The organism is Halorientalis marina, from assembly GCF_023028345.1.
Lineage (GTDB): Archaea > Halobacteriota > Halobacteria > Halobacteriales > Haloarculaceae > Halorientalis > Halorientalis marina.
This window is the reverse complement of sequence record NZ_CP095487.1, coordinates 3,602,425-3,626,391: the sequence shown is the minus strand read 5'-3', so window position 1 is coordinate 3,626,391 and position 23,967 is coordinate 3,602,425. Positions and strand designations below refer to the sequence as shown.

22 protein-coding genes are annotated in these 23,967 nt (G+C 68.6%); 13 read left to right on the top strand and 9 right to left on the bottom strand.

The features are described from left to right. Positions 1–10 precede the first annotated feature (10 nt). Positions 11–754, bottom strand: coding sequence for an Lrp/AsnC family transcriptional regulator (locus tag MUG96_RS18785; protein WP_246985289.1), 744 nt, complete (start codon positions 752–754; stop codon positions 11–13). 315 nt (positions 755–1,069) lie between these two features. Between MUG96_RS18785 and MUG96_RS18780 the strand changes: the two genes are divergently transcribed. The 4 genes from MUG96_RS18780 (at position 1,070) to MUG96_RS18765 (ending at position 4,297) form a co-directional block, all read left to right on the top strand. Further along, on the top strand, positions 1,070–1,417 hold the full coding sequence (locus tag MUG96_RS18780) for a hypothetical protein (protein WP_246985288.1): 348 nt from the start codon (positions 1,070–1,072) through the stop codon (positions 1,415–1,417). A 1-nt stretch (position 1,418) separates the two neighbouring features. After that, on the top strand, positions 1,419–1,859 hold the full coding sequence (locus tag MUG96_RS18775) for a universal stress protein (protein ID WP_246985287.1): 441 nt from the start codon (positions 1,419–1,421) through the stop codon (positions 1,857–1,859). Between the two features lie 49 nt (positions 1,860–1,908). After that, positions 1,909–2,619: a potassium channel family protein gene (locus tag MUG96_RS18770; protein ID WP_246985286.1), complete on the top strand. Its 711-nt coding sequence runs from the start codon at positions 1,909–1,911 to the stop codon at positions 2,617–2,619. A gap of 115 nt (positions 2,620–2,734) precedes the next feature. Then, positions 2,735–4,297: a TrkH family potassium uptake protein gene (locus MUG96_RS18765; RefSeq protein WP_246985285.1), complete on the top strand. Its 1,563-nt coding sequence runs from the start codon at positions 2,735–2,737 to the stop codon at positions 4,295–4,297. 112 nt (positions 4,298–4,409) lie between these two features. On the opposite strand, the gene MUG96_RS18760 is transcribed toward MUG96_RS18765, so the two are convergent. Then, entirely contained in the window at positions 4,410–5,789 is a 1,380-nt protein-coding gene (locus tag MUG96_RS18760) for an APC family permease (protein ID WP_246988717.1), read from the bottom strand. Between the two features lie 183 nt (positions 5,790–5,972). On the opposite strand from MUG96_RS18760, the gene MUG96_RS18755 reads away from it, so the two are divergent. Continuing rightward, entirely contained in the window at positions 5,973–6,701 is a 729-nt protein-coding gene (locus tag MUG96_RS18755; protein WP_246985284.1) for a universal stress protein, read from the top strand. An 88-nt stretch (positions 6,702–6,789) separates the two neighbouring features. On the opposite strand, the gene MUG96_RS18750 is transcribed toward MUG96_RS18755, so the two are convergent. The 4 genes from MUG96_RS18750 to MUG96_RS18735 all read right to left on the bottom strand — a co-directional run bounded on the left by MUG96_RS18750 (position 6,790) and on the right by MUG96_RS18735 (position 10,071). Beyond that, a complete protein-coding gene (locus tag MUG96_RS18750) occupies positions 6,790–7,881 on the bottom strand; it encodes a sulfite exporter TauE/SafE family protein (protein ID WP_246985283.1) in 1,092 nt (363 codons plus the stop codon). Next, on the bottom strand, positions 7,882–8,436 hold the full coding sequence (locus MUG96_RS18745; RefSeq protein WP_246985282.1) for a carboxymuconolactone decarboxylase family protein: 555 nt from the start codon (positions 8,434–8,436) through the stop codon (positions 7,882–7,884). It lies immediately after the preceding gene. A 77-nt stretch (positions 8,437–8,513) separates the two neighbouring features. After that, positions 8,514–9,821 (bottom strand): YncE family protein, encoded by a 1,308-nt coding sequence (locus MUG96_RS18740; protein ID WP_246985281.1) that lies wholly within the window; start codon positions 9,819–9,821, stop codon positions 8,514–8,516. A gap of 70 nt (positions 9,822–9,891) precedes the next feature. After that, positions 9,892–10,071 (bottom strand): hypothetical protein, encoded by a 180-nt coding sequence (locus MUG96_RS18735; protein WP_246985280.1) that lies wholly within the window; start codon positions 10,069–10,071, stop codon positions 9,892–9,894. Positions 10,072–10,646: 575 nt separating this feature from the next. Between MUG96_RS18735 and MUG96_RS18730 the strand changes: the two genes are divergently transcribed. From MUG96_RS18730 to MUG96_RS18710, 5 genes are all read left to right on the top strand, one after another. Next, positions 10,647–10,868 (top strand): hypothetical protein, encoded by a 222-nt coding sequence (locus tag MUG96_RS18730; protein WP_246985279.1) that lies wholly within the window; start codon positions 10,647–10,649, stop codon positions 10,866–10,868. A gap of 97 nt (positions 10,869–10,965) precedes the next feature. Further along, positions 10,966–11,826 (top strand): SDR family oxidoreductase, encoded by an 861-nt coding sequence (locus MUG96_RS18725; RefSeq protein WP_246985278.1) that lies wholly within the window; start codon positions 10,966–10,968, stop codon positions 11,824–11,826. Then, positions 11,819–12,871 (top strand): patatin-like phospholipase family protein, encoded by a 1,053-nt coding sequence (locus tag MUG96_RS18720; RefSeq protein WP_246985277.1) that lies wholly within the window; start codon positions 11,819–11,821, stop codon positions 12,869–12,871. The genes MUG96_RS18725 and MUG96_RS18720 overlap by 8 nt, the downstream gene beginning before the upstream one ends. Positions 12,872–12,983: 112 nt before the next feature. Next, the gene (locus MUG96_RS18715) at positions 12,984–14,423 is read left to right on the top strand and encodes a dihydrolipoyl dehydrogenase (RefSeq protein ID WP_246985276.1); all 1,440 of its coding nucleotides are present in this window, start codon (positions 12,984–12,986) and stop codon (positions 14,421–14,423) included. Between the two features lie 85 nt (positions 14,424–14,508). Next, the gene (locus tag MUG96_RS18710; protein ID WP_246985275.1) at positions 14,509–14,865 is read left to right on the top strand and encodes a hypothetical protein; all 357 of its coding nucleotides are present in this window, start codon (positions 14,509–14,511) and stop codon (positions 14,863–14,865) included. Positions 14,866–14,899: 34 nt separating this feature from the next. Here MUG96_RS18710 and MUG96_RS18705 read toward each other — a convergent pair whose 3' ends face one another. Together MUG96_RS18705 and MUG96_RS18700 are read right to left on the bottom strand one after the other, a co-directional pair. Further along, positions 14,900–15,571, bottom strand: a complete 672-nt coding sequence (locus MUG96_RS18705) for a hypothetical protein (RefSeq protein ID WP_246985274.1) — start codon at positions 15,569–15,571, stop codon at positions 14,900–14,902. 225 nt (positions 15,572–15,796) lie between these two features. After that, the gene (locus tag MUG96_RS18700) at positions 15,797–16,204 is read right to left on the bottom strand and encodes an ArsR/SmtB family transcription factor (RefSeq protein ID WP_246985273.1); all 408 of its coding nucleotides are present in this window, start codon (positions 16,202–16,204) and stop codon (positions 15,797–15,799) included. 194 nt (positions 16,205–16,398) lie between these two features. Between MUG96_RS18700 and MUG96_RS18695 the strand changes: the two genes are divergently transcribed. Next, on the top strand, positions 16,399–21,276 hold the full coding sequence (locus MUG96_RS18695) for a PAS domain S-box protein (protein ID WP_246985272.1): 4,878 nt from the start codon (positions 16,399–16,401) through the stop codon (positions 21,274–21,276). 209 nt (positions 21,277–21,485) lie between these two features. Here MUG96_RS18695 and MUG96_RS18690 read toward each other — a convergent pair whose 3' ends face one another. After that, positions 21,486–21,914, bottom strand: coding sequence for an ArsR/SmtB family transcription factor (locus MUG96_RS18690; RefSeq protein WP_246985271.1), 429 nt, complete (start codon positions 21,912–21,914; stop codon positions 21,486–21,488). A 281-nt stretch (positions 21,915–22,195) separates the two neighbouring features. Here MUG96_RS18690 and MUG96_RS18685 point away from each other — a divergent pair, with 281 nt between their 5' ends. After that, positions 22,196–23,389, top strand: coding sequence for an FAD-dependent oxidoreductase (locus MUG96_RS18685; RefSeq protein WP_246985270.1), 1,194 nt, complete (start codon positions 22,196–22,198; stop codon positions 23,387–23,389). Between the two features lie 130 nt (positions 23,390–23,519). Then, entirely contained in the window at positions 23,520–23,954 is a 435-nt protein-coding gene (locus MUG96_RS18680) for an ArsR/SmtB family transcription factor (RefSeq protein WP_246985269.1), read from the top strand. The last annotated feature ends 13 nt before the right edge of the window (positions 23,955–23,967 follow it).

Genomic DNA, 23,967 nt, shown 5'->3' with positions numbered 1-23,967 from the left:
CGATTGACGTTCACCGCGTCCCGAAGCTGTCGAGCGATTCCTTCTCAAGCGGGGCCTTCGAGAACAGGGAGACGACGTCGCCCGTCTGGATGACGGTCTCGCCTTTCGGCGTGAGGACGTCCCCATCGCGCTCGATCCCGACGACGAGCATCTCGTCGGCCAGCAGCCCCTCCTCGACGGCCTGCTGGATGGTCAGGTCGGCGATCTCGGCACCCTCCGAGACGGTGAACTCCACGACTTCCGCGTCGCCGGCGAGACTCATGAAGTCCGTCAGTGACGGCCCTTTCGGGACGTCTTCCGGTCCGAACGGACCGTACGGCGTGTGGTACTCGCCTTCGATCACGCTCTCGTCCTCGATGTCCAGCCCGATATCGGAGAGTTCGCCTGCAATACTGTTGACGTCGTCGGTGTCAGCACCGACGACCGTAATCACGAGGTTCGCGGAGCCGGCCATCAACTCCCGGACGGAAACGACACCGGTGATCTCCAGCGCGGACTGTGCGAGCCGTGAACGGTCCGGGATGTTTGCCGTGCAACGAAACTGGTAGGTGACGTATCCGTTGATCGTTTTGTAGTCGATGTCGGCGAGGTACCGCCGGAGGATACCCCGGTCTTCGAGCTGCTCGATCCGGTTGCGGATCGTCGCCGGCGTGACGTCCATCTCCTCGGCGATGTCCGACGTGGCGGTGTTCCGCGCATCCAGGGACAAGTAGTAGAGGATGCGCTTGTCGATCTCGTCGATGCGGTGAGCCATGGAAGAACTACGAACACGGCTATTAAATCGTCTTCCCTGTTTCCCCGTTCTCGGACGGGCCGAGCGAATTGGCCTGTAATTCTTGTACAATCTGTGAGGGGATTTATCGTATGCTGCTGCAAATCCGACTGCCGATTTTCGGATTGCGAAATATACTAGGAATATAATTCTGCCAGGCGAAATAGAAGGCGAAGTATTATATGTCGGCAAAAACTGTCGGGTGGATAGACGGAATCCGAGACCGTGGACGGACTGCCCGAGTGCAGCTCGATACGGTCGCCGTCACCGGATCCGGACCAGGAACGGTAGCAAACCATGACCACACCCGACATCGAACGGCCGGAGGATATCCCCGAGACGGTCGCCGAGGCGCTCGAATCGAGTAGCGACGAGCAGCTTCGGGAGATTATCCATTACGCGCAGCAACTCCTCGAGGAGCAGCCGTCACTGACCGACGAAATCGAGTCACGGGACGGTGAAGAAGTCCTCCGGACGGAAGACCACGGCTCGTACACGCACGTGGTGGTCGAACGGTCCGACGATTCGGGTGGAGATACTGGACCCTACGCCTACCGGGTCAAGTGGCAATCCGGAATCGGCGACGACGAAGGGAAATACCGATGGCAATATCTCGGAAAGGTCGACGACCCGGAGGGTGAGTAACGTGTCCTCGTTGCTCTCGCGAGTGCTGGTGCCGGTCGCCAACCGCGAGGACGCCGCGTCGACAACGGCTGCGCTGGCGTCACATGTCGACGAGGTCGGCGGAACCGTCATCGCGGTTCACGTCATCGAGAAGGCCGGTGGGGCGCTCGACAAGGCGTCAGTCGAGCAGCGCGAGGAGGCGGCAGCGGATATCTTCGCCGCCGTGACCGACGGGCTCGACGACACCGAAGTCGATGCCGAGACGGAGATTCGCTACGGCACCGACGTCGCGGCGACGCTCGTCGAGACGGCCCACGACGTGGACGCGAGTGCCATCGTGTTCACCCCGCGCGGCGGGAGTCGCTGGACGAAACTGTTGACGGGCGACGTGACACACAACCTCGTCAACAGCAGTGACGTTCCGGTGCTGGTCTTTCCCGAATCCGAGGTGAGCGACGCGTGAGCGGGAACACACGGGGAGGGGACGTCCGATCCACTGGAGGAGACTGGACATGTACATAATCATCGTCGGCGCGGGCGACATCGGAACGCCGCTCATCGAGATCGCGACTGGGTCCGGCTACGAGGTCGTCGTCATCGAGAACGACACCGAGCGAGCGGACGAAGTCGCCAGCGAGTTCGACTGTCTGGTGCTCGATGCCGACGCGACGGTCAAGGACACGCTGCTCGACGCCGGCGCCGAGCGTGCCGACGCGATCATTTCGACGACGGATCAGGACGCGACCAACGTCATGATCTGCCTGCTGGCGCAGGAACTCGACATCCCCGCCATCGTCTCCGTGGTTCACAACCCCGAGCATATGAATCTCTTCAGGCAGATCGGGGTCAACACGATGGAGAATCCACAGCGGCTCATCGCGGAATCGCTCTTTCGAGCCGTCGAACGGCCGTCGATTGTCGATTATATGCGGGTCGGCGACGTGGCCGAGGTGTTCGAAATCACGGTCGCAGAGGGTGCGCCCATCGACGGTAAGACGCTCGTTGAGGCGGACGAGGAGGGCCTGCTCGGCGACGATACGCTCGTGGTTGCGATCGAACGAGAGGCGGCAGAGTCACCGATTACGCCCCGCGGTGGCACCCGGATCGAGGCTGGAGACATGTTGACGGTCTACTCCGGCACCGGCGCGACCCCCGAGGTGACGGACATCTTCGGACACTACGAGGACCACGAGTCCGACGAACCCAACGGGTTCGGTCTGTGAAAAACAGGGCAGTGATCGACGCATGATAGCATCGACTGGAACGAGCCGGTATCGGACATCTGGCGACTATACACGGAGAAAAAGGTAGTCGCCAGGCGGACACGCGAGCCCACAAATGAGAGTAAATACCCGCACTGTCGGACGTGACGTCGGCCGTATCGTACAGGCCGTCTCGGTGATGATGCTGGTTTCAATCGTCGTGGCGGCGGTCAACATGGAGTTCTTCACGATTCCGGCGTTTCTCGTCTCGGCCATCGTCATGGCCGGACTCGGGAGCGCCCTCGTCTGGCGGTATCGGGATGCGGCCCCGCCCGAGAAGCGCGAGGCGATGGTCACCGCCGCCTCGGCCTGGGCGGTCGTCGGCGTGCTCGGCGGCCTCCCGTTCCTCCTCATCGCCTGGACCATCCAGATCGACCCGTTTCCCGCGTGGATGAACACGCCGGCACCGGCGACGGTGTATCCCACGACTGCGATCTTCCTCAATCCGCTCGATTCGGTCTTCGAGAGCATGAGTGGCTTCACTGGGACCGGTCTCACGATGGCGGCCGTCGAGGAGGACCTGCCACGCTCACTCCACTGGTGGCGGTCGTTCATCGAATGGGTCGGCGGCGTCGGCGTCATCGTCCTTACCGTCGCGATCCTGCGGCGCGGCGGCGGGAGTAGCGGCTCCTACACTCTCTACGAGAGCGAGGCACGGTCCGAGAAAATCCATCCGAGTATCGTGACCACGGTCCAGGAGATCTGGAAGATTTTCGTCGGCCTCACCGTCGGCTCGATCGTCCTGTTCCTGCTGGTCGGGATGCCGCTGTGGGACGCGATCAACCACGGCATGACCGGTATCGCGACCGGCGGGTTCTCCGTGCACGCGGACTCGATCGGCCACTACGACAGTCCACTAATCGAGTACGCTGTCGTGCCAGTGATGTTCGCCGGCAGCATCGCGTTTCCGATCCACTACCTGATTTACAGAGGCGAACTCCGGAACTTCTACGCCGACCTGCAGACGCGGTGGGTGTTCATCTGGTTCACCGCCGGCTCACTCGCGCTGGCAGCGCTCCTGTACGCGAACGGGCAGTACGACACGCTCGAACACACGTTCCGAGCGAGCCTGTTCCAGTTCGTCTCCGCGGTCTCGAACACCGGCTTCGGGACTGAGACGATCGGTGGCGGGACCGAACAGGTCTGGAGTGCCGGCACGACACTACTGATGTGTCTCGGGATGCTCACCGGTGGCGCGGCCGGGTCGACGACCAGTGGGCTCAAAATCATCCGGATGGTCACCTTGATCAGAGGAACAGCTTGGCAAATCCGGGAGGTGTTCCGGCCATCGTCGGCGATCCGGTATCTCCAGATCGGCGACCGTCGACTCAGCGAGGAACAGGCGCAACGGGAGTACACCGAGGCGACGGTCGTGTTCCTGCTCTGGATCACGTTCCTCGTGATCGGGGTCGCCGTCCTCCTTCGCGTGCTCTCGCCGGCACACCCGCTGGAGTACGTGATCTTCGACGTGATGAGCGCCCAGAGCAACGTCGGTCTGGACTCGGGGATCACCGGGCCGACGATGCCCGACACCGCAAAGGCGATGCTGATAATCAACATGTGGGTCGGGCGGCTCGAAATCATCCCGATCGCGGTCCTGCTCGGGTCGATCCTGCAACGGCTAGACCTCTACCGGTGATCGCGCCGCCGTCGGGTCCTCCGCGGACTCGGCCCTGATTGCCAGTCGCCAGGTCGATGGGACCCCGCAGAACGGCCCTCCGTGGCCCATCGCGGGGAGCCCGGAGATCACGTTACACCGCGTCCTTCAGCTCGATATCCCTCGCGTAGAGGAAATACCAGGCGACCGCGACGAGCGACAGGACGACGCCGAGGAGCCGCGAGAGCGGTTGCATGAACGCGATGAGTGCGAAACTCGCGACGCCCCCGACGACCGGGACGGCCGGGTAGCCTGGGCACTCGAAGGCGGGGTCGTACCACGCCGGGTCCCGGCGACGGATCACGAGCAGGGCGACACAGATGAGTCCGTACATGACGAGATGGAGAAACGACGCCACCTCGGCGAGGACTGCCGTCCGGCCGGTGGCGACGAGGACGACGGTCACGCCGCCCACGAACGAGAGCGCGAAGTGTGGCGTGCCGTACTGGCGGTTGATCCGGGCGACCGACGCGGGGACGATGGCGTCCGAACTCAGCCCGTACAGCGCGCGGGACGCGCTGAGGATCGACGCGTTCGCCGAGGAGATCGTGGCGAGCAATCCGGCGACGAGGATGACCACGACACCGGCGAGTCCGAGGTACTCGCGTGCGACCTCGACGATTGCCGTCTCGCCCATCGGGCCGATCACGTCCGGCGCGAAGGTCCCGCCGGCGATCAGGAGCGTCACGACGTAGAGAACGGCGACCAGCACGACCGAGCCGACCATCGACAGGGGTAGGTTCCGGTCCGGGTCCTCGATGTCCTCCGCGACGGTCGCGATCTGTGCGAAGCCGAGATACGAGGTGAACACCAGCGCGGCGGTCGACAGGACCGGGCCGAACCCCCGGGGTGCGAACCGCGCCGGCACGCTCGAGTCCCCGAGCACGCCGAGGATATCGAGGCCGCTGATCGAGAGGAAGACGGCGAGGATCGCCAGCAGGAAGCCGACGACGGCGTTCTGGAGGGACTCGGTGTTCTCGGTCCCGGAGATGCTGAGCACGGTCAACAGCAGGCCGGCACCGATCCCGAACAGGAGGACCAGATCGAGGGGGCCAACGGCGACGTCGGTCGCGCCGATGACGCCCGCTTCGAGGAGGATCGCGGCCGCGTACTCGCCGAGGCCGACGAGGTAGAACGCCGAGGCGAACATGAGCCCGAGGGTGAGTCCGATTCCGACGACCGCACCCGGGAGGGTCCCGAGCCCGCGGGAGATGAAGTAGTACCCGCCGCCGCTCTGTGGCATCGCGGTCGCGAGCTCCGAGGTGGGGAGGGCGACTAGCAGGGCGATCACGGCCCCGATGGCGAAGGAAACGGCGGCCGCTGGTCCGGCCCGACCCGCGGCGAGCCCGGGGAACACGAAGATTCCCGCCCCGATCATCGTTCCCGTGCCGATCGTCATGGCACCCGCCAAGCCGATGGTCCGGTCGAGTTCACCGCCGTCGTCGGTCTCCGTCCGCTCGGACACGGTCGGCAGGTATGGCGGAGTCCGGTATAAATGTGCGCTGCCGAAGCCGGCCGGGGCTGGCCGGTCCGGGGGGCTCCGGGTTGGCCCCGACCCGCCGGGCCGCACCGACGAGCGGTACGCGGCGAGGGCCGGGCCGCGGAGGGGATATCACTAAATCCCTCTATGGCAAAATATCACGCACTGAATCCGCCGATGTCAGAGACAGTCTCCGATCCGATGATTCTCGTCCCCGTCGACGCCAGCGACCCGGGCGGGCCGTCAGAAGCGCTCGTGGAGCTGTTGAGCCCCCACCGGCTGGTCGTGCTCGGCTACTATCCGGTCCCGGACCAGACGGCGACCGACCAGGCACGCTCGCAGTTCGGGGACGAGGCGACCGAGGCGACCGAGGTGATCGCGGACCGCTTCGCTGGACAGGGGTCCGGAGCCGACTCCGTCGTCGTGTTCACCCACGACCGGTCGTCGACGATAGACAGCATCGCGGCCGAGTACGACGTCGACGCGGTTCTCACCGCCGGTCACATCGGCGACACGCTGGATCGGATCCTGGTCCCGTTGCGCGGCGACGACAACCTCGACCGCATCCTCGGGTTCGTCGGCGTCCTGCTCCGCGAGAGCGACGCGACGGCCACGATCTTCCACGTCTCGGAATCCGACGAAGCGGCGTCCCGCGGCGAACTCCTCGTCCGTGGGGCCTGTGACCGACTGGAGGAACGGGAAGGGGTCGGACCGGATCGCGTCGACTGGCGACAGGAAGCGGGGTCGGGCTCGGTCACGAGTACGATCAGCGAGGTCGCGGCGGAATACGACCTGCTGGTCGTCGGCGAAACGAAGCCTTCGCTGACCGAACGCATCGTCGGCGAGGTGACCAGCCGCGTGATCGAGCAGTCCTCCGATCCGCTGCTGGTGGTTCGGGACAAGTAACGGCGAGGGGGGCGGACTCGCCGCGACCGTCGCCGGGGGACCGCGCGATAGCACGCCCCCAAGGGACGCCGCGGTGGGACGGCGCCGGTCACGCGAGCACGAACTCCGTGACGATGATGAGCAGGCCAACGAGCGAGAAGACGACGCCGAGGCCGGTCTCCATCAGTTCGCTCGGGAGGTACTTCCCGACGCGCGTGCCGACGGTGCCGCCGAGCAGGACGCCCGGGATCGACCACGCGACGACGTACCAGACGGGCGTCGCCGTCAGGGCGTGGACGAGTGCGCCGGCGCCCGCGGCGACGGCGAGGACGAACACGCTCGTCGCGACGGCGACCCGCGGTGGGACCCGACAGCGGACGATGAGCTGTGTCGTCACGATTTCGGGCAGGCCCGCACTGATGAGGCCGGTGACGAACGCCCCGACTGTCGACAGCGCGACGCCCGGCGCTCGCCAGCAGGTGTCGTAGGTGAACGTCTCGCCGTCGGTCGCCTCGATGGTCGTCGTCCCGCGCCCCGTGTTCTTCTCTTTCAGGTACTCGCCCTCGCACTCCCCTGGCTCGCAGTTCTCCGGCGACTCGTAGTAGACGAGGAACGCGCCGAGGGCGATCAGGCCGACGCCGAAGATGCCCTTCAGGAGTCGCGGGTCGACGTAGTGCGCGGCGAACGCGCCGACGACGACGGCCGGGACGGCCCCGGCCAGCAGCCACTTCGCCGTCCGGAAGTCGACGACCTGCTGTTTCACGTAGGAGCGAAGCCCGTTGCCCATGCCGAACACCTCGGTCAGCAGCCCCGCGCCGATGGCCTGTGAGGGGGTCAGCCCGACGCCGAGCATGAAGAAGGGGCTAAAAAAGAGTGCCCCGGAGACGCCGGAGGCGAGCGCGACCGTCGAGAAGGCGACCGAGGCCGGGAACACCCACCAGTGCGCGAGGAACTTCGCCATCGGGAACCCACCCGGCACCGACAGCACGCCCGGCACCGACAGCACGCCCGGCACCGACAGCACGCCCGGCACCGCGAATCCGCCGGCGACCCCGGACCCGCACGCGGCGACCGCGGCCCCACCCGCGACTGCGGACCCGCCCGCGGCGACCGCCGACCCCCCACCCGTCGCCCCGAGGGCGGTGCCGACCGTCGTGAACAGTCCGACCGCGACCAGGCCGGCGCCGAGTGCCCGTCGCATCTAGAATAGCTCGGCGATTTCCTCGTCGCTCGGCGTCCAGCCGACGAACTCGCCGCCTTCGAAGGGGAGTTCGACCGACGCGACGTAGTTACAGAGGCCGACGTAGAAGTCCACGAGCAGGCCGACGGCGACGATCTCGCTCGGGTCGTAGTGGCGGGCCACCGCCGCGTGAATCTCGTCGGTCACGTCGCCCGTCGCGACGGTCTCGGCGTACTGGAGCAGAACGAACTCCGCGCCGTCGAACGTCGAGAAGTCGCCGCCGCCGATGGCTCGCATCTCCGCCGTCTCGACGCCCTTCTCGCGGGCGATGTCGACGTGCTGGTGCCACTCGTAGCGGGCGCCCCGCGCCCACGCGACGGTGAGGATCACGAGTTCCTTCTTGCGCGGGGTCAGCTGGTCGTAGAGCGTGTTCAGGTACTCAAGCGTCGCTTCCAGCACCTCGGGGTTGTGCGCCCACGCCCGGAAAATGTGCCTGTCGCCGAGGTAGTCGTCGGTGAAGAGGTAGTGGTACTCCTCGGGAATCTCGTCCAGTTCGAGCAGGTCGACTCGGGTCACGGACGGGAGTTCGCGGAACCGGCTAAAAGCCGTACCTCACACCGGGGTAACCCGATTAGTGACGGCTCACTGCGCCCTCACAGCTCGTGTCCGCAGGCGCAGTTGCCGATGCAGTAGGTCGTCCCCTCGCCGGCCAGTCGCCGTCGCAGACTCTCGCTCGCCGGCCCCGACTCGCCGAGGGCGCTCTCGGGCGGGCGCACCGTGGCGGCGGTCGCGCCGTAGGGCCGCGGTCCCACGGGAATCGTCGCCGTCACCGACCTGCTTTCGTGGTCGATGACCTTCACCTCGTTTTCGGTCTGGACGGGCACGTACAGTTTCTCGTGGCTCGGCCCCCAGGTGCCGACGAAGGCAGAACCGCCCACGTCGATGCGGCCGGTGACGGTGCCGGCGTCGAGGTCGATCACGCTCACGTCGTTCGTCCCCGGCGTGAACACGTAGCCGGTCGCCGAGTCCGGGCCGATTTCGCTGGTAAGCGGTCGCCGTCCGAGGCCGTCGTCGGCCGTCAGCCGGACGCGCTCGGTCGGGGCCGCCGGGTCGCTCGTGTCCCAGACGCTCTCGGTGCCGGCGCTGCCCTCGTTGTGCTCGACCAGCAGCGTCTCGCCGTCGGGTGCGACCGTGCCCATCCAGGGTTTGCCGGCGTCGCCGACGACCGCGGGCACGTCGATCTGCGTGGCGATCTCGAAGGCCGCGACGTCGAGGACGGTCAGCGTGTCGCCGTACAGGTCGGGGACGTAGGCGTACTCGCCGTCGGGGTGGACGGTCACGTCACAGGGGCCGGGGCCGTCGTTGCTCCCGCGGCCGCCCTCCGCGGTGCGGTCGAGTTCGGCCGTGACGCTCCCGAACGACTCCGAAACGGGGTCGGCGTCGATCCGGACCTGGCGGTGTGCCGGTTCGCGGGCGCTGACGATCAGGTGAGCGCCGTCCGGCGTGACCGCCTGCCAGTTCGCGCCCGAACCGGTCTCGACGGCGGCGACCTCCGAGAGCGACCCGACGGCGACTCCCCGAACCCCCCGGCCGACGTTGAGCCAGAGGGGGTCGTCCGCCGCGTCGGTGAGGCCGGGCGCGTGCTGGTTCGCGGGGAAAGAGGCCGTCACGCCGATGTCCGCGGTGCCGACGACCGAATCCGATTCGACGTCGACGACGCTCACCGTCCGGTCGCCGGTGTTGAAGACGTACACCGTGTCCGCGGTCGCGGCCTCTCCCCCCTCCGCTCCGGTTCCGGTGGCGGTGCCGTCGCGGGTGGCCGTGCCGTCGCCGGCGTCCGACGAACAGCCGGCGGTCGCGGTGACGCCGGCGGCGGCAGTACCGGCCAGCAGGAGGCGTCGCGAGACGCGCGTGTCGGCGGCTCCATCCTGGTTCGGGTGGAGGAACTCGTCGTCGGTCATACCCGGAAGTCGGGGCGTCCGATTACCAGTCTTCCGCCGGTGTGCCGGCCGGAGCACACAGCCGCGGCGGTCACCGCCAGCCGTCGAGCGCGACCGTCGAGGCGGCCTGGATCCACTCCTCCGTCTCCGCGACGTGGTAGATGATGCCGTGTCCGTCCGCCGTCGTGACGAACCGGTACTGGTCGTACGGTGCCCGTTCGGGGCCGCTCGTGGGAAACCGGTCGCTCGGACCCCGCGTGTCGGTCGTCATCGTGTCTCACTTCCTGCGAGGGGCATACACAGTGGTACGAGTGGTGATCTAAAGGCGTTCCCGCACCGAGCCCTCACCCGGTAACCGACCGGTAAGGACGGGCGAGACAGGACCGGCCCGGGTTGCTGGTCGGCCGCCAGTTCACCGGCGGTGCTCCGTTCGAGAACACCCAACAGAACGGCTCGCTGGCAAACGGGAAATCGAGCAGACGGGCCTGGCGGTCGAAACGCCCTGAATATACGGCCTCCGCCGTCCCAGATCGGTAGTTCCGGACGAGAAATGGCGGCGTCCTCGCGGACGAGCGACGGCGAGCGACGGGTCGGTCCATCCCGGACGAGCCACCACCAAGGGCCACAGTACGGGACGGAGACCACCTGCGAACTGTGCGAGACCGAGAGACGCTGTTTCGCCCAGTACGGCCCGACCGTGTGGCAGGCGTGTCACCACGAACTCCTCCCGGGTGCGGGCGCGTTCTCGGGCGCTGGCGTGTTCCGAGCGCCACCCGACGACAGTGGTCGGCCGACGCCCGCGGGAACCCACCAAACGCTCTTTCCCGTTCCGGTCGAAAGGCGACCATGTCCACGACCGTCACGACGCCCGATACGGACGAGACGTGTGCGTACTGCGGGTCACGCATCTTCGACCACGACCCCATCTGTGTCCGCGACTGTGCCGACGACTGTGGCTCGCCGACCTACTTCTGTAACTACGCCTGCCTCTCCGTCTACGTCGAGGAGAACGGTTTGACGACCGGTGACGCCTGCGAGTGGTCGCCGGACGGCGACGGCTGTTGCTGATCGCCCACCGTCGGTCCGTCCGCTCCCCGCCCGGTGGGGGAGTTACCCCGACGTGAGGTGACGTTAACCCTGGTGGGCCTGTCGGTCCACCCGAACCATGACTGACGATTTCGATCTGAGCGCGCCGGAACTGGCGAGCGAGGACCTGCTCGTGCTCGAGGACCCGTACTTCGGCCCGGAGACGGTCGCCATCGTGACTGGCGCGGCTTCGGGCATCGGCCGGGCGACGGCCCTCGCTCTCGCCGCAAACGCCCTCACAGTCGTCGGCGCCGACATCGACGAGGCGGGGCTGGCCGAGACCGAGGAGATCGCCGCCGACCTCGGCGTGGCGGGGACGATCCACGGGATCGAGACGGACCTGACCGACGACGAGGACGTCGAGGCGGTCGTCGCGGCGGCCGCCGACGAGGGCGACCTCCGCTACGTCGCCAACATCGCCGGGATGCAACACATCGCCGGCATCCACGAGTTCCCGATGGAGCAGTACGACCTGCTGACCGACATCATGCTCCGCTCGCCGTTCAAGATGGCCCAGGCGGCGATGCCCCACATCCGGGCGACCGACGACGGCGCGGGTGCCATCGGGAACATGTCCTCGGTCCACGGCCACTACGCGACGAAGGACAAGCCGGCCTACATCACGGCCAAACACGGCCTGACGGGCCTGACCCGCGCCATCGCCGCCGAAGGCGAGGGAACCCTGCGCGGTTTCTCGGTCAGCGTCGGCTACGTGTTGACGCCGCTGATGGTCGACCAGATCGCCGATACCGCCGCGGAGCGGGGCATCTCCGAGCGGGAAGTCGTCGAGGACGTGATGCTCGGCCAGGCCCGCACGAAGGAGATGATGACCCCCGCCGAGGTCGCGAACCTCTTCACCTTCGGCTTCTCGAGTCACGCGAAGCACCTCAACGGCGCCGACCTCTTGTTCGACGGCGGCTATACCCACACGTATGAGTGAGTCAGACGACGTGGGGGCCGAGACCGGGACCGTGTCCGACGGTGACACCGACCGCGCGGCCGCGACCGTCGCGACCGACGGCGGGACGGAGGCCACGAACGTCGCCATCGCCTGTCAGGGCGGCGGCAGTCACACGGCCTTCACCGCGGGCGTCCTCCAGCACCTGCTCGAAGAGTGGGACGACGACGAGTACGAACTCGTGGGCATCAGCGGCACCTCCGGCGGCGCCTACAACGCCCTGGCGGCCTGGTTCGGCATCGTGACCGGCGACCGGGCGAAAGCCATCGGTATCCTCGACTCGATCTGGGACGACCTCGCCACCGACGGCTTCTCCGACCGGCTGATGAACCAGTGGGTCACGTCCCTCTCCCGGATGGAGAGCGCCGGGGTTCCGCTGCCCTCCGTCAGCCCCTACCAGATTCCCGGCCCCGAGGTCGGGAAGGAACGCATCACGGAGACGCTGGAGCGCCACATCGACTTCGACTCCATCCCGGACCTCTGTGGGACGGACGCCCCCGAACTCGTCGTCGGGACGGTCGACATCAACGCCGGCGAGTTCGAGACGTTCACGAACGAGGACGTGACGCCGGAGGCCGTCCTCGCGTCGGCGGCCGTCCCGAACCTCTTCGAGGCCGTCGAGATTCACGGCCACCTCCACTGGGACGGCCTGTTCTCCCAGAACCCGCCCATCAACGCCCTCATGTCGGTCCCGCCGGCTCGCAAACCCGACGAGCTGTGGGTCGTCCAGATCAACCCCCAGGAGTTCGAGGGCGAACCCGAGACGCTGGACGTCATCGCCGACCGCCGCAACGAGCTCTCGGGGAACATCTCGCTCAACCAGGAGCTGAACTTCATCGAGCAGGTCAACGCCTGGATCGACGAGGGCTATCTCCCCGAATCGGAGTTCTCTCACACCGATATTCACCGCATCGAGATGGGCAAACGGTTCCACTGTGCGACGAAGGTCGACCGGGACCGCGACTTTCTGGACGAACTGATGAAACTCGGCCACGAGCGCGCGAGCGAGTTCCTCGCGGGGAAGTGAGCCGCGGCGTCGACCGGCCGTCGCCCGGACTGTCGAGCGCTCACGGGACGGCGGTCGAGCGCTCACCTGGAGGTAACTGGGGCTTCAAGGAGCGCGCGACCGTAGCTCCGTCATGGACGAGTTCGACTTCCTGGTCATCGGCTCGGGTTCGGGACTCGACGTGGCGAACGCGGTCGCGAACCAGGGGCAGTCCGTCGCCGTCGTCGAGAAGGGGCCGCTCGGCGGCACCTGTCTCAACCGCGGCTGTATCCCCTCGAAGATGCTGCTGTACCACGCCGACGTGCTGGAGACCGTCGAACGCGCCGGCGAGTTCGGTATCGACGTCGAGGTCGGGGACGTGGACTTCGCGGCGTTCGTCGCGGAGATCAACGACGACGTGAGCGAGGACGCGGCCTCGATTCGGCGGGGCCTCTCCTCCTCGGACCGGCACACGCTCTACGACGGCGAGGCCCGCTTCGTGGACGAGCGGACGGTCGAGGTCGACGGCGGCGACGACGACGGCGCCGAAATCCGCGCCGAGACGGTGCTGGTCGCGGCCGGCACCAGGCCCGCGATTCCGGACATCGACGGTATCGAGGACGTGGACTATCTCACGAGCAAGGAGGCGCTGCGGCTCGAATCGCCGCCCGACCGTCTCGTCGTCGTCGGCGGCGGCTACATCGCGGCGGAACTCGGCCACTTCTTCGGGACCTTCGGGAGCGACGTGACCATCGTCGGCCGCCGGCCACACCTCCTCCCGGAGGCCGACGAGGCGGTCGCCGAGGCGTTCACCGACCGCTACCGCGACCGCTTCACCGTCCACACCGGCCACGAAGTCACTGCGGCCTCGGAGGCGAACGGCGAAATCACCGTCGAGGCACGGCCTTACGAGTACGGCGACGACGGCGGCGTCGTCACGGGCGCGGAGCCGGTCGCGGTGACGGGCGACGAACTCCTCGTGGCGGCCGGCCGCCGGCCGAACACGGACACGCTGAACGTCGACGCCGCCGGTATCGAGACCGACGACCGGGGGTTCGTCGAGACCGACGAGTACCTGCGGACGAGCGCGGACGGCGTCTGGGCGCTGGGCGACATCGTCGGCGAGTTCCTCCTGAAACACAGCGCCAACCACGAGGCCCGGACGGTCGCCCGGAACCTCGTCCGCGACGAACTCGAAGCGGTCGACTACAGCGCGATGCCCTTCGCCGTCTTCGCCTCACCCGAAGTCGCCGGCGTGGGTGCGCTGGAGCAGGACCTCCGCGCCGCGGGCCGCGACTACGCGACCAACACCTACCGCTACGAGGACACCGCCCGCGGCGACGCGATGAAAGCCGAGGGGTTCGTGAAGGCCATCATCGACCTTGACGGCGAGATCCTCGGCTGTCACGTCATCGGTCCCGAGGCCTCGACGCTCGTCCAGGAGGTCGTCGTCGTGATGCAATCGGGGTCGGGCACGATCCAGGCCATCCAGGACGCGGTCCACATCCATCCGGCGCTGCCGGAAGTCGTCCAGCGGGCCTTCTCCGGGCGGTTCACCCGCGGCGGCGACCACGACCACCAGCACGACCACTGAGGTCACCCGCCGTAACGTCGGCGTGACCGGGTTACCGCGGCGTTAGAGGGTCTATTTGTAACCCGATATCGTCTCGTCACCTGCAATGGCTAACGCAGCAATCGTCATCCTCGCGGGAACGGAATCGCACGCGGACACTGGCCGACTCGTCAACGGGCTGGAAGCGGCAAAGGAGTTCGCCGAGACCGACGGCGACGAGGTGGAGGTCATCTTCGACGGGGCCGGGACGCAGTGGATTCCCGAGCTCGAGGACCCGGACAGCGACTACCACGAACTCTACCGGGCCGTCCGGGACGACGCCGCCGCCTGTGACTTCTGTGCCGGCGCGTTCGGCGTCGACGACGCGGTGACCGACGCCGGCGTCGCCCGCCTGGACGACCACGACGGCCACCCGAGCGTCCGGTCGCTCGTCGACGACGACTACGAGATCCTCACGTTCTGACGCGTCCGCCGTTCGACGCTGCCAGCTGCCCGGTTCACTCGTAGTCGTCACACCGGGCCTGGACGTTGGGTTTCCCCGTGGTGTTTGCGTTGTTACAGACGTACTGGATGTCCGTCTCGGCGTCCTCCAGATCGTCTTCGAGGTCGACGATGGTCTCCTCCTGGTCCTCGATAGTCCCGTTTTTCTCGTCGAGCAGGTCCGACCGCCGTTCGAGCGTGATCTCCAGTTCGGTGTTTCGCTCCTGGAGGTCCTCGACCCGCGTTCTGAGCTCGTCGGCCTCGGACTGGAGGCGTTCGGTCTCCGATTCGAGATTCCGGACTCGCGTCGAGAGCTGGTCGTTCTCCGCTTCCAGGTCCTCGATGGTCGCCTCCGCGGCCGAGAGGGACCGCCGCGCTTCCGAGAGGGTCTGCTCGGTTTCGTTCAGTTCCGTCTCCGTCTCGTTCAGCGACTCGGTCAGGGAGACGACGTCGGTCGTCCGCGCAGAGACGCTGGCGTTGAGGTCGCGGAGCTGGTCGCGCGCCGCGTCGAGACGGCCACGTACCTGCTGAAGGGATTGATTGAGCTCGGCGTTCCGTTCGCGGGCCTGTTCGACCTGTTGCTGTGCCGTGTCGACACGGTGTTCGTAGAACAGCGTCGCGCCGGCGGTGCCGACGACGGAGACCACCACGAGGGCTACGAGGACCGTGTTGAGTCTGGTTCCGATCATGTGTTCTCCTCCGGGCGGCGACGGACAGGGCAGCGACGGGGACCAGTGACGACCGCTCTTCCATCCACCCCACCGGCAGGCTCGACGCGTGACCACTGCGGCCAGTTCGACGTGTTCGACCGTCCGTGCGTCCGTTTACGTCCCCGGGCGACGAGGTCGACCCGAAACCGGATGTTATTGCCGACTACCCGGGACGCTGGTCGGTGTCGGGCGGGGCCACATCGATCAGTCGGAACTGGTGGGGGAGACGGCGGGGGTCGGCTCGTCGTCGACGGCGCTGGCGACGAGTCGTTCGCTGCGCTCGTCGCCGACGCAGATGACGACGGGGGCGGCCGCGGGTGCGTACAGGTCCATCTCGGCGCCGCGGGCGGAGTACCCGGTCTCGACGACCTCGACGAGTCCGACATCGGTCAGCGTATCGAGGTGGTAGACGACGTTCTGGAGGGACGTGTCGACCGCCTCGGCGACCCCCGAGGGAGGCATCGGCTCCTCGCCCAGGGCCGCCACGATCCGTCGTCTCGTCTCCGAGGCCAGTGCCTCGATCATCGCGTCGGCGTCGTCGAGCGAGACGACGGTCGGTTCCTGCTCCGGGTCGACGTCGGACGGCCCCATCGGGAACGCGCTTTGTGCCATCTGTGACAGGCACTCGGCGCTCCAGCCGCATATACCGGGCCGCACTGTTTCCGAACCGGAAACACCGTCCCAGCCACCGCCAACGCCCCTCGTCGCCGCGAACGTGTGGGGGATTTTATCCGGTCGCGCATCCTCCGTCCGAACAATAGGATGCGCCACCGATGACATCTACGCGTCAATCACGTCGGGTGGCTGTGGTAGGGGACGACGAGATCGCGTCCCGGCTCGGGACGGCGGGAGCCGACGCCGGCACGTCGCTCGAACTGACGAGGACACCGCCGGGAGCCCTCCCGGACGCGCTCGACACTACCGACTGTCTGTTGATCGACCAGGCGACTACCGACTCGTGGGACGGGCTCGTCGACCGTGCCACGGCCCGGCGGCCGGGGCTGCCGGTCGTCGTGCTCGTCGCCGGCGACTTCGAGGCGGTCGTGCCGACGGCAATCGAGGCCGGCGCGACCGACTACCTCCCCCGGTCGCTGACCGAGACCGACCCCGCGGCCGTCACGACCCGTATCGCCGAGTACGTCTCGGGAACCGCCACCGCGGACGCGACCGACGCGGGGGCGGACACCGCGAACACCGACGACGTGGCGCAGGACGCGGCGAGCGCGACCGACGAATCGGCCGCGTCGCCGTTCGCCAGCGACGACCAGTTCCGGCTGGTCGCGGAGAACGTCGACGAGATCGTCTACGTCGCCAACGAGGACTTCTCGGAGATCGAGTACGTCAACGGGGCGTACGAGGCGGTCTGGGGCCGCCCGGTCGCGGAGCTGTACGAGGACGCGACCGCTTTCATCGAGGGGATCGACCCGCGGGACCGCGAGGCGTTCGAGGCCGACTTCGCGGCGATGCGCGAGGACATCAGGGCGGGAGAGCCGGCGGAGAGCTACGAGTTCGAGTTCCGCGTCGAGCAGCCGGACGGCGAGGTCCGGTGGGTCCTCGCGAACGGCTATCCGGTCACGAACGAGACCGGCGACGACTGGTACGTCGGGATCGCCGAGGACGTCACCGAGCGCCGCGAGCTCGAACGGACCTACCGCGAACTGTTCGAGAACGTCTCGGACGGGCTGGTGGTCCACGAGCCCGAGACGGGCGAAATCGTCGACGCCAACGCCCGGTTCTGCGAGATGACCGGTTACGACCACGACGAACTCGTGGGCGAACCCGTCAGCCTCGTCACCGCGTCGGACGCCGAGTACACCTACGACCGGGCACGCGAACTGATCGAGCAGGTCCCCGAGGAGGGGGCACAGCTGTTCGAGTGGCGCGGCGAACGGAAAAACGGCGAGACCTACCCGGTCGAAGTTCACCTGACGCTGGCGGCGTTCCGCGGGACCGAGCGCGTCCTCGCCAGCGTGCGTGACGTCTCCGAGCGCAGGGAGACGGAGGCCCGGTTCCAGACCATCGTCGAGCGGATCGACGCCGGCGTGATGCTCGTCCCCGAGGGCGAGACCGAGCCGGCGTACCTCAACCCGGTCTACGAGGACCTGACCGGGATTCCGGTCGAAGAACTGTACGACCCCGAGCGGTTCGTCGAGTGCATCCATCCGGCGGACCGGGACGGGTACGTGTCGGACGTGGGCGCGATGGTCGAGGACATCCTCGCCGGCGAGGCCGACGACAGCTACCAGTTCGAGTTCCGGTTCCAGCGGCCGGACGGCGAGACGCGGTGGTTCCACTGGACCGGCTACCCGCTCCTCGAGGAGGACAACGACTACTCCTACGTCGGGCTGACGACGGACGTGACCGAGCGCCGCGAGCGCCAGCGGCGGCTGGCGGCCGAACGCGACCGCCGCTCGGTCCTGTTCGAGAACACGCCGGACCCGATCATGGCCGTCGAGTTCACGGACGGCGACCCCTACATTACCGAGGTCAACTCAGCCTTCGAGGACGCCTTCGGGTTCGAAGCCGAGCGCGTCGCGGACCGCCCCATCGCCGACGTCATCGTCCCCGACGAGGAGCGGGCGGGCTACGAGCGAATCCGGGAGCAGACCCTCGCGGGCGAACCGGTCGAGGCGGAGGTCCGCCGGGAGACCGCCGACGGCGTCCGCGATTTCATCCTCCGGGTCCTCCCCTTCGAGAGCAACGACTCGCACCACGCCTACGTCTGGTACACCGACATCACGGAGCGAAAACGGCGCGAGCGGGCCATCGAGGAGGAGCGACAGAAGTACACGACGCTGGTCGAGCAGAGCACCGACGCCGTCGTCGTCGTCAGGGACGGCCAGTACGTGTTCGTCAACGACCGCTTCTGTGAGATCACCGGCTACGACGAGGCGGAACTGCTCGACATGCCGTTCCAGGACGTGTTCACGCCGGCCTCGCGGGAACTCGTCGAGGAACGGTACGAGCGCCGCGTCGCCGGCGAGTCGCCGCCCAACCAGTACGACGTCGAGGTCGAGACGAAGACGGGCGAGCGGATCACGCTCGAACTCTCGGTGTCGCGCATCCAGCACGAGGGCGAGCCGGCGACGATGGCGAACTTCCGGGACGTGACGGAACGGCGCGAGCGGGAGCGGACGGTCGAACAGCTCCAGACGGCCACCGAGCGGCTCCAGGGCGCCGAGACGACCGACGAGGTGTATCGGATCGCCGTCGAGACGGCACGTGACGTGCTCGGCCTGCCGATGACCGCCTGCTGGCGCCACGACGACGACGCCGAACGGCTCACGTACGTCGCCGGGACGGAGCCGGTCGAAGAGATGCCCGACGGACCGGTCCCGTTTACGGCCGGCGACTGGGAGTACGCGGCCTTCGAGCGCGACGCGGCGACGACGTACGACCCGAGCGAGCATCACGACCACAACCCGCTCGACGCGTCGATCATCGTCTCGCTGGGTGACCACGGGCTGCTGGCGGCGGGCGAGCGAGGCCGCGAGGACTACGCGTCCTACCTCGTCGACGTGACGGGGGTACTCGCCGGCCACGTCGCGAGCGCGCTGGAACGGGTCCACCGCGCCCGGCAGTCACGCGAGAGCCAGCGCCGGCTCGAGGCCATCGTCGACCGCATCGACGAGGCGATCTTCCTCGCGCCGGCCGCGGAACTGAGCGAACCGCGGCCGGCACCGGAGTTCGTCAGTTCCGGCTACGAGACGATCTGGGGCCAGTCGCTGGAGGGCCTCCACGAGACCTACGAGGAGGGATTTTTCGGGACGCTCCACCCCGACGATTACGACGGGTATCGGGCGTTCGTCGACCGAATCACCGACGAGGTCGAGCGCGGCACTGCCCCGGACCGGTACAGCCGGGAGTACCGCATCGAGCGGCCCGACGGCGAGGTCCGGTGGGTCCACTCCGATTTCTACCCGACGGAGTGGGACGACGGCGTCTCGCGGGTCGTCATCGTCAGCCGCGACGTGACCGACCGGAAGGAGCGCGAGCGGACCCTGGAGTCGTTCCACGACGCGACCGCGGCCCTGACGACGGCCGACACCGTCACCGACGCCGGGGACGTGGCGGTCACCGCCGCCGCGGACGTCTTCGACATCCCCGCCACCGCGGTCTACCGATACGACGAGGAGACCGCCGAACTCGATCCGACGGCGACCGGGCCCGCGGTGCCGGCCCCGGGCGACCTCCCGACGGTCAGTGCCGACGACACCCGCGCCTGGGAGGCGTTCGTCGGCGAGACGATGCACCGCGTCACCGTCGACGAGGCACCAGCCCTCGACGTGGGCGCGGGCCGGGAGGCGCTGCTGTTCCCGCTGGGCGGCAACGGCGTGCTCGCGGTCTGGCGGACCGGGGAGGCGTTCGACACGGACGCGGCGAGCATCCTCGCGGCGACGCTCGAAGCCGCGCTGAACCGGTTGCGCGGGGAGCGACAGCTCGAGAGCCGGCGGGCGGAACTCGAAGCCCAGACCGAGCGGGCCCGCCGGCTGGAGGCGATCACGGAGCTGACCCGCCGCGTCGAGGCCGCCATCACCACGCAGTCGTCGAGACAGGGGATTCAGAACGCGGTCTGTGCGGAACTGGTCGACGTCGACCCCTTCGAGGCGGCCTGGATCGTCGCGGCGGAGGTCGGTACCGACCGCCTGACGCCGCGGACGGTCGCCGGTATCGACCGCGACGACGCCGAGCGGGCGCTCGACGGCGAGCGGCCCGACGGGACCGACACGCACCCGGCGGTCGAGGTCTGGGAGACGGGCGAGCCACGCGTCGTCAACGACCTCGTGGGCGGGGGGAGGCGGAGCGACTGGCGACAGCTCCTCCTCAAGACGGGCGTCGGCTCGGTGTGTGCCGTCCCGCTCGCCTACGGCGGGATCACCTACGGCGTGCTCACCGTCGCCGCCGACGAGCCGGACGCCTTCGGCGACCGGGTGCGAGAGGTGCTCGCACAGCTCGGTACGTCCATCGGCTACGCGATCACGGCCATCGAGCGCCAGCGCGCCCTGGAGTCCGACGACACCCTCGAACTGGAGTTCCGGGGGACCGACATGGACCTCCCGTTCGCCCGCCTGGCGCGGGAAACGGGCTGCCGGGTCCGCCACGAGCGGACCATCCGGCGCCAGGACGGCTCGGTCAGCGTCTACTACACGCTCCGGGACGACGTCCCGGCCGACGTCGACGAGACGGCCGTCGAGACGCTGCCGGGCGAGGTCGAGGTCGTCTCGGAGGGGGACGGCGAGGCGGTCCTCGAACGCCGCGGGTCGTCCTGGTTCGGCGCCCTGATCTCGGAGTACGGGGGCGTCCTCCGGCGCGGCCGGGCGACCGACGGGGGCGTCGAACTGGTCGTCGAACTCCCAAAGGAGGCGGACACGCGGACCATCGTCGACCGCCTCCGCGAGGAGTTCCCGGCGCTCGAACTCACCGCACAGCGCCAGCACCACGAGACGGACGCGACCCCGAGCGAGATGCGGAGCCGCCTCCAGCGCCGGCTGAGCGACCGCCAGTACGAGGCGCTGGAGACGGCTCACGCGATGGGCTACTTCGAGTGGCCGCGCGAGAGCAGCGGCGAGGAGGTCGCGGCGACGCTCGGCATCACGCAGCCGACGGTGAACAAACACATCCGGCTCGGCGAGGGGAAGGTGTTCGACCTGCTGTTCGGCTCGGCGTCCGACACGCCGGCGTAGCACGGTCCGCGGGGACGGACCCAGGGCGCGTGGCGGCGTCGGGCAGTGCGGCCGTCGGCGAGGGCCGAACGCGTGGGGGAGCGGGCCGAGTGTCGGGGGACAAGAGGGAGGGCCGAACGCGTGGGGGAACCGGAGGAGGGCCGAGCGTCAGCGGGTGCGACGGGAGCGCCGAGTGCGGGCGCCAGCGCGATGACGGGGCCGCCGTGACGTCAGTCGCTCGCGGTGTCGGTCCCACGGACGGCACCGTCGACGCCGTCCGCACCGACCTGGAACTCGATCTCGTCGACGGCGAGGTGGAACTCCCGCCGGTGGTGGCCGTCGCTCGCGGGCCGCAGCCTGGAGTCGACGATGCCGGCGTCGGTCAGCCGGTCGAGGCGCCGGTAGACCGTCGTCCGGGACATCCCGTGGCGCTCGATGAGGTCCCTGGCCGGCAGCGGCCCGTCGGCGAGCGCACGCAGGATGTCACACGCGTACTCGTCGCCGAGGAGGGCCAGGAGGTCGTCGGCCGCTGCCGCCGTCGGTCGGTCGCCGGCGACCGATTCGTCGGCCGGCTCGTGGGTCGGACCGTGCTGTTCGGCCGGGAGACCCCGTTCGTCGGTGGGGCCGTCCGTCCGGGGTGGGCTGCGGTGTGCCGTCATCGTATCGGTCAACGACACCCATCCTCCCAACCGTGATGGAAACACTGACTGCCCGGCGCCGTGCGACGGGGCTATGCATATTGACTGCCCCCTCGAAACCGCGGGACGCGATCCCGTCGCGGATGCGGTCGGTGGGGCCTGTTGCTGTGTCAGAAACACGCGCCGCCGGTTTACGGTGGCGTCCGTCGTAGCTCGACCCATGACGAGACACCCGCCCCACCGACAGTGGACCGCGCCGACCGACTCCGAACGCTCGACCACGGGACGACTCGACTGAACGGATGGTCGGACCACTCTCGTCCGCCGACCGAAGCGAACGGGGCCCTGCCGGGGACGAACGGGGGCGATCGCCGGCGACCGCTCGGCCGCGGGACCGGCAGATACTGGTCGTCGGCGACGGCCTCGCCGCCGCGGCGACGGCCGGGTTCCTCGGGCAGGCGGGGTTCGATCCGGTGCTCGCGTCCGCGTCGAGCGAGCGCACGCGGTCGCCCCTGGTCACGCTCTGGGAGCCGGGCCTGGCGCTGCTCGAACGGATCGGGCTCCGGCGGCCGGTCGAACGACTTGGCACGCCGCTGGACCGCCTGGCGCGTCCCGACGCGGCGCAGTCGTGGATGCGAAACGGCGACGCCCGCCCGTCGCTCGTCGCCGTCCGGCGGTCCCGGCTCCGGGCGCTACTCGACCGGCAACTGCGCGGCCGTCTCCGAACGGCCGAGCGTCCGGTGACGGACATCGAGCCGACCGCGGACGGCGTCAGTGCGACGTTCGAGTCCGGTATCGACGAGCCCTTCGACACGGTCGTCACGACCGACCGGTCGCTCCTGTGGACGCGGGAGGCCACCCCGACGGCACGGAGCGTCCACACCTGGGCGTTCGAGTGGCCGGACGGGGTGCCGTCGCCCGACGCACCGACGGAAGCGTGGGACGACGCCCTCGCCGCGTTTACCGTGCCCGTGGCCGACGGCACACTCGTTCGTCTCGTCGCGGGTGTGGAAACGGCCCCCGCCACGGCGGTGTCCGTCGACGAACTCGGCGGCCTGTTCGGTCCCCTGTTCGCGGCGACCGGCGACCCCTTCGCCCGCCTCGACCAGCATACGCTCCGGTATCGGCGGGTCCCGCTCGTCGTTCCCGCGTCGATGCGGCCCGGTCGCGTCGCGCTCGTCGGCCCGGCCGCGCGGACGACGCTCCCGGGGAACCCGCTGCGGGCTGCACTCGGCGTGGAGGATGCGTGGGTCCTGGCCGACACGCTCGCGTACGGGCCGCCCGATATCGACGACGCACTCGACGCGTACGAACGCCGACGCCGGCGCCGGTCGACCGAGTTACTACCCGGCCACGGCAACGCCGCTGGCACTCGCGTCGACGCCGCTCTCTGCCCACCGCTCCGGCGGTTGTGTGCCGCCCGCACGCTCGCGTTCGGCCACGTCGTCGACGGCCGCGTCCCCGAACTCGCCAGGTCCGTCCCCGACGCGCTTTGAACCGCCCCCGGACGGCCCCGCCGCCCCGTCTCGCCGGCCGCGGTCAATGTGAATAGCCCTGTCACGCGGTCCCACGGTAGTCCACCGTGACAGGACGGCTACGGGGATGGCCGCGAAAGAGCGGAGTACGATGACGACGACTGCCGACGGAGCGCGTCCCCGCTCACCCCGTCACGACCGGCGCACCGACCCGACGGACGACTCGCTCGTGTCCCGGAGCGACAGCGAGGCACCGACACGGCTCAGCCTGCTCGACGACGAGTACGCACGCGAACTCCTCACAACCCTCACTGCCGGCCCCATGCGCGGCCGGGAACTGGCGGCACGCTGCGAGGCGTCGCGGCCGACCGTGTACCGCCGGCTCAACAGCCTCGAATCGGCGGGGCTCGTCGCGACCGAGACGTCCGTCGACCCCGACGGCCATCACTGCAAGGAGTTCCGCCTCGTCCGCGACCGTCTGACCGTCCGGATCGAGGACGGCGCCATCACGGTGACCGCGTCGCCCGCATCCACTCCCGCCTCGTCAGCGTCCGCCGCCGCTGACGACACCGAGTGGACGGTCTGACTCCGCCGCAATT